The following is a 5,824-nucleotide window of genomic DNA, read 5'->3' as shown; positions in this document are numbered from 1 at the left end:
TGGGAAATATCAACAAGTTGGTTTCCTATATTTCCATTGCCATCATTGTATTACTGCTTATTATCTCCATATTCCTGATCAGCAATACGGTATCTGTGGGAATTGCAGTCCGTAAAGAAGAGATCGGAATTATGAAATACATAGGAGCGACAGACGCATTTGTCAGAGCACCATTCCTGCTGGAAGGCATGGTTCTGGGGGTGGTCGGAGCAGCAGTTCCGCTGATCGTGCTTTATTTCTGTTATAATGGGGCAATATCCTATATTCTGACCAGGTTTAATGTGCTTACAGGTGTGGTGGATTTCATCCCGGTATGGCAGATTTACCAGACATTACTTCCAATAAGTCTGGGACTTGGAATCGGAATCGGACTGATCGGAAGTTTCTTTACAACAAGAAAGCATTTAAGAGTATAATAAAAAGCAGATAAGCATGAAGCTGCCGGAACAATGATATCATATCATAAACCGGCGGCTTTTTTTACAGGAGTGCAGACATGAAAAATAAAGAATTTTGGAAAGGTGCAGTAGCAGGAGCACTGGTTGTGACGTGCATCGGTACAGGTGCCTTTGCGGGAACAGGTCTTGCAGCAAAAGGAACAGCTCTTGGTGATCGCAAGTGTACATCAAAGCTGGCATATCTTGAAGAGCTGATCGACAGATATTATCTGGGAGATAAGGATGAAGAAAAGCTTCAGGAAGGGCTTTATGCAGGTCTTCTCTATGGGCTGGATGATCCTTATTCCAGATATTATACAGCAGAGGAATACGATTCTGAGAATTCTTCCAATGAGGGAAGCTATGTGGGGATCGGCATTCTTATGGAGAAGAACAAAGAAGGCGGAGTAAAGATTGTTGAATGCTATGAGGGCGGTCCCGGAGAAAAAGCAGGACTGGAGGAAGGGGACATCATCAGTGCCATTGACGGGGAAGATATCACAGAGGATGAAGTATCTGATGTTGCAGACATTGTCCGCAATTCAGATAAAGACAGTGTGGTGCTTACTGTTCACAGAGAAGGTGCAGAAGATGCCATGGAAATCACAGTCCCTGTCACAGATGTGGAATTACCGTCTGTTTTCCATGAAATGCTGGATTCTAAAATCGGTTACATCCGCATTACACAGTTTACAGGCGTTACCGGCGAACAGTATCAGGAAGCTTTTGATGACCTGCAAAAACAGGGAATGGAGAAAATGATCGTGGATCTCCGCGATAATCCTGGTGGACTTCTTGATTCTGTCTGTGATATCCTGCGGAAAATCCTTCCGGAAGGACTGATCGTTTACACCGAAGATAAGGACGGAAACAGAGAAGAGGAAAAATGTGATGGCAAAAACGAACTCCGGATTCCGCTTGCAGTCCTGGTAAATGAAAGCAGCGCCAGTGCATCAGAGATTTTTGCCGGTGCAGTGCAGGATTATGGTATTGGAACGATCGTCGGAACAACCACTTTCGGAAAAGGCGTGGTACAGTCCATCCGCCAGCTCTCAGACGGAAGCGCCATTAAACTGACTGTTGCCAATTACTACACTCCAAAAGGAAACAACATCAACAAAACAGGAATCAAACCTGATATAGAGGTTTCTCTGGATACCCGTCTGCTGAATAAGAATAAAGACGAGATTACTCATGAGGAGGATAATCAGCTGCAGGAAGCGATTAAGGCAGTTGAGAAGGAAAAGTAGTTGTTTGGCTGATAGTTTGATGCTATACTGTATGTAGCTGTATTTATAATAGAAGTGTTTTTATTATAGATGAAAGACCCATTGCTGAGCAGGCAGCGGATTTTGCTTTGCAACTGCGAAGACACTGAACAGTTAATGGGCAGAAAGTGAAAAATATCAGAAAACGAGAGGGCGACAACATGAGCGAATATGTGATCACCACCGACAACAATTCAGATCTTCCGGAGGAATATCTCAAAGACCATGGAGTAGGCTGCATGTATCTCAGTTATTCCATGGATGGAAAAAATTATACACATGGAAATTTCCTTCCGGAGCATGAATTTTATGAGGCAATGAGAAACGGTTCCATGCCAACCACAGCACAGGTAAATCCTGAAAATGCAAAAGCACTGCTGGAGCCTTACCTGAAAGAAGGAAAAGATATTCTTCATATTGCATTTTCCTCTGCCTTAAGCGGTACATACAATAGCAGCCGTATCGCAGCAGAGGAACTGATAGAGGATTATCCGGACCGCAAGATCATCGTGGTAGATTCTCTTGGCGCTTCCCTTGGTCAGGGGCTTCTGGTTTACCTTGCACAGGAGAAGAAAGAGCAGGGAGAAGATATGGAGACAGTTGCGAAATGGGCAGAAGAGAACAGGCTTCATATGGTACACCTTTTTACAGTCAACGATTTAAACCACCTATACCGCGGAGGCCGTATTTCCAGAACTACTGCAGTAGTAGGAAGCATGCTGAATATTAAACCGGTCCTTCATGTAGACAACGACGGAAAACTCACTGCCATCGGAAAAGTCCGCGGCCGTAAAAAATCCCTTCAGGAGCTGGTAAAGCTTATGGATGAGAAAATCGGCAGCTATCATGACACCTGCCATACCATCTTTATCAGTCATGGCGACTGCGAAGAAGATGCAAATTATGTGGCAGAGAAAGTAAAAGAAAAATACCAGATCAACACGATTATCATGAATCAGGTAGGAGCCACCATCGGCGCTCACTCAGGTCCGGGAACAATGGCGTTGTTCTTTGTGGGAGATGAAAGATAAATTAGTTTTTGCAAAATGGTTTCATGGTATCATTATCCTGCGGGAAGATAAATGATACTGTGGAACCATTTTTGATATTACAGGAGAATTTTATGAAATTATTAAAAAAAGCATTCGCATTCACATTTATATTTATGCTGAGCGTTTCAGGACTGACAGGATATCAGGTAAACGCCTCAGAGGAGCAAAAACATCTGGATATCCTCTTCACCCATGATCTGCATTCTCATTTGAACAGCTTTCAAACGATTGTAGACGGGACACAGCAGGAGACCGGCGGGTTTGCCCGGCTGAAAACATTGATCAATGAGCATGAGAAAGAGAATACAGATACACTCATATTGGATGGCGGAGACTTTTCCATGGGAACTCTGATACAGACTGTATATGACACAGAGTCCGCCGAATTGCGGATGCTTGGATATCTGGGCTGTGATGTGACAACTCTGGGAAATCATGAATTTGATTACGGCTCCGATGGTCTGGCAGATATGCTGAACGCCGCAGTCAGTTCAGGCGAAAACCTTCCCAGGATGGTTGTGTGTAATGTGGACTGGGATGCAATGAAAAAAGCCGGCTTCAGTGAAGGACAGAAACAGATTTATGAAGCATTTCAGACATATGGAGTAAAAGACTATACGGTAATTCAAAAAGGTGATGTAAAGATTGCAGTACTGGGTGTTTTCGGCAAGGATTCTCTGGATTGCGCTCCTACCTGCGAGCTTCTTTTCAAAGACCCGTCAGAAGCAGCCAGAGAAACAGTAGAGGAAATAAAAAAGAACGAAGATGTAGACATGATCGCCTGTGTATCACACAGCGGAACATGGGAGGACGAAAAAGTATCAGAGGACGAAATCCTTGCAAAGAATGTTCCGGACATTGATCTGATCGTCAGCGGACATACCCACACACAGTTGGCAGAACCAATCCTGCAGGGAGATACCTGCATCGTATCCTGTGGAGAATATGGGAAAAACCTGGGAACACTTTCCATGACTCAGAAAGAGAATGGACGGTGGGAAACGGATACCTATGAGCTTGTTCCGGTTACGGATGAAATCAAAGCAGATGAAGCCACACAGAAGAAAATAGATGAATTGTCAGATACTGTTGATATCAATTATCTCTCCAATTTTGGTTATACCAGAGAGGAAATTCTGGCAGAGAATGATATTGAATTCAACAGCCTCAGTGAGATGGAAACAAAGCATGAGGAGTTAAATCTGGGAGATATCATATCAGATGCTTATGTATATGCAGTAGAGAATGTAGGAGACTCTGACGGAGAAAAAGTAGATGTTGCAATCGTACCTGCAGGAACTGTAAGAGATACTTATACAAAAGGCAATATAACAGTGGAGCAGGTATATAATTCCTTCTCGCTGGGAACAGGAAAGGACGGACTTGCGGGTTATCCTCTGATCAGTGCATATTTAACGGGAAAAGAACTGAAAACAGTGGCAGAGGTAGATGCCTCAATTTCAGATTTTATGACAATAGCCAGATTATATTGCAGTGGAATGAATTTCACCTATAATCCCCACCGCATGATCTTAAATAAAGTAACAGACTGTTATCTGACAGACAAGGACGGGGAAAGGGAAGAAATACAGGACGATAAATTATATCATGTTGTCACCGACCTGTACACAGGCCGTATGCTTGGCTCTGTTCTGGACAAATCCTATGGTCTGATATCCATCGTCCCCAAAGATAAAAACGGCAATCCCATAGAGAATCTGGAAGATTATGCAGTCATGGATGGAAAAAAAGAACTGAAAGCCTGGGCTGCAATTGCAGAATACATGCAATCCTTTGAAGACACAGACAAAGACGGAATTGCAAATGTGCCGGAATATTATGATACAACACACGAAAGAAAAGTTGCCGACAACAGCAAAAACATCATAAATCTGATAAAACATCCGAATAAATTTGCAATAGCGATTGTGGGAATCTGTATTGTGGCTGTTGGGGTGATTCTGCTGTTGATCTTTGGGGTTGTAAAGATTATCAGAAGAAGGAGATAGTATTTTACTATAAACATTGCATGATCAGTTGCTCTATCAGGATGGTAAAGGGCGGATATGTGAAAAGCTATTTTATAGTGCAGACTATACAAGGATTTTGGACAGGGATTCTATTTGACAGATATTGAAGAACAGGCACAAAAGATGGCAATAAGAGTAGCCAGAATTTATAGAAAAACGCCAACTGTAAATGTTTATGAGATAGATGATAATATGGCATTGATATAGGGTTTGGTATATAATAGTAATTGTTTACTGAATGAGCAAAAAAATAACGAAAAGAGGAAGGTACATAATGAAAGTATTAATGCTCAACGGCAGCCCGAGAACAAAAGGAAATACATTTATTGCATTAGAAGAAATGAAAAAAGTATTCGAAGTAGAAGGTGTAGAAGCGGAAATTGTACAGGTAGGCAATAAAGATGTAAGAGGATGCATTGCCTGTAGACGTTGTGTGGAATTTGGCAAATGTGTTTTTGATGATGTGGTGAATGAACTGGCACCGAAATTTGAAGAAGCGGATGGAATTGTGGTTGCCAGTCCGGTATATTTTGCTTCAGCGAATGCTACACTGATTGCCACCCTTGACAGACTGTTTTTCAGCACATCTTTTGATAAAACAATGAAAGTGGGCGCAAGCGTGGTCTGTGCAAGACGTGGAGGCTGTTCAGCGACTTTTGATGAGCTGAACAAGTATTTTACCATATCAAACATGCCGATTGCGGCCAGCCAGTACTGGAATTGCATACATGGACGCGAACTGGGAGAAGCTGACAGGGATGAAGAAGGAAAGCAGACCATGCGTGTACTCGCCAGAAATATGACTTTTCTGATGAAGAGTATCGAACTTGGTAAAAAGCAGTTTGGACTTCCGGAGAAGGAAGAACGTGTATTTACTCATTTTATCAGATAGAGCTTCCTGAGTGCTTTTAACAACCGTAGCAAGAATTCCCTCACCTCTATAGGGACGCCACTGAAAAACTGTTTTTGTATACTATATATAGTATCTTAAAGTTGATTGATGTACTTTATTTTGCGCTAATTTATACGCAAAAAGG

5 protein-coding genes and 1 pseudogene are annotated in these 5,824 nt (G+C 42.4%); all 6 read left to right on the top strand.

Going from position 1 to position 5,824, the window contains the following annotated elements; genetic code table 11:
* A partial coding sequence (locus AC075J_RS02300; RefSeq protein ID WP_476389927.1) for a cell division protein FtsX occupies window positions 1-416 on the top strand: 416 nt, incomplete at its 5' end.
* Between the two features lie 80 nt (window positions 417-496).
* On the top strand, window positions 497-1,687 hold the full coding sequence (locus tag AC075J_RS02295; RefSeq protein WP_173679357.1) for a S41 family peptidase: 1,191 nt from the start codon (window positions 497-499) through the stop codon (window positions 1,685-1,687).
* A gap of 179 nt (window positions 1,688-1,866) precedes the next feature.
* Window positions 1,867-2,736 (top strand): DegV family protein, encoded by an 870-nt coding sequence (locus tag AC075J_RS02290; RefSeq protein ID WP_025579692.1) that lies wholly within the window; start codon window positions 1,867-1,869, stop codon window positions 2,734-2,736.
* A gap of 92 nt (window positions 2,737-2,828) precedes the next feature.
* A complete protein-coding gene (locus AC075J_RS02285) occupies window positions 2,829-4,766 on the top strand; it encodes a bifunctional metallophosphatase/5'-nucleotidase (protein ID WP_330657500.1) in 1,938 nt (645 codons plus the stop codon).
* A gap of 90 nt (window positions 4,767-4,856) precedes the next feature.
* Window positions 4,857-4,994, top strand: a pseudogene (locus AC075J_RS02280) (DUF3990 domain-containing protein); the annotation flags it as partial.
* A 67-nt stretch (window positions 4,995-5,061) separates the two neighbouring features.
* Window positions 5,062-5,679, top strand: a complete 618-nt coding sequence (locus tag AC075J_RS02275; RefSeq protein ID WP_119245768.1) for a flavodoxin family protein — start codon at window positions 5,062-5,064, stop codon at window positions 5,677-5,679.
* Window positions 5,680-5,824: the final 145 nt, after the last annotated feature.

Source organism: Blautia sp. ZXY-1-C6, from assembly GCF_056339875.1.
Note: the sequence above shows the minus strand (reverse complement) of the source record. Positions and strands in the feature narration are given on the sequence as shown.